This window comes from Natrinema soli, from assembly GCF_028618695.1.
In genome coordinates this window covers 1-770 of sequence record NZ_JAQIVI010000307.1, presented here as the reverse complement: position 1 = coordinate 770, position 770 = coordinate 1, and the positions used below count along the sequence as shown (strand labels likewise).

Genomic DNA, 770 nt, shown 5'->3' with positions numbered 1-770 from the left:
GTCGGGCTCGAGCGGTTCGCCCCACGGGGCGTTGACTTCGACGACGTCGCCGCCGGCCCGCTGCGCCATCGAGGCCATCCGGCCGCCGAAGTAGCCGTTCGTCGGGACGAGCATCGTGTCGCCGGGTTCGACGACGTTGCTGATCGCGGCCTCCATCGCGGCCGAGCCGGTCCCCGAGACCGGAATCGTCCACTGATTGTCCGTTCGGAAGGTATAGCGCAACAGCTCCTGGACCTCGTCCATGATCTCGATGAAGGTGGGATCGAGGTGGCCCACGAGCGGCGTGCTCATCGCCCGGAGCACGCGCGGGTTCACGTCGCTCGGCCCGGGCCCCATCAGGGTCCGATCCGGTGGAGTGAGTTCGCCAACGGATGGCGCGCGAGTCGCCTCGGTCGACGGTTTCTGAGCCATGGGCGTGTGCTCGTTTGCCATCCGCAAAGACCTACCGACAGCGGCGAACGACAGGCTCGCAGTGGCCATCCCCAGGTATCGACGCTCGACCCGACGACGGGCCCAGCGTCCGTTTGACGACGGCCGAGCGTCTGTTCGACGATGGTCCGCGTTCGATCACCGTCTCTCGAGTAACCCGTCCCTCGAGTGGCAACTGCCACCGCTTGACACTGCGGCGAGTCGCTTATGCCCACGCATTCCGTATTCGGCATGTTGTGTTCATCGGCCACGCCCTGTTCGCGTTCGCCGTCGCGGCGCTGGTCGCCGACTGGCGAGGCTGGGATCGCCGGCCGGCCCTGTTCGTCGGGATCGTCGCGGGC

2 pseudogenes are annotated in these 770 nt (G+C 67.5%); one reads left to right on the top strand and one right to left on the bottom strand.

Going from position 1 to position 770, the window contains the following annotated elements:
* Positions 1-411, bottom strand: a pseudogene (locus tag PGX04_RS18655) (alanine--glyoxylate aminotransferase family protein); the annotation flags it as partial.
* Positions 412-665: 254 nt separating this feature from the next.
* Here PGX04_RS18655 and PGX04_RS18650 point away from each other — a divergent pair.
* Positions 666-770, top strand: a pseudogene (locus tag PGX04_RS18650) (metal-dependent hydrolase); the annotation flags it as partial.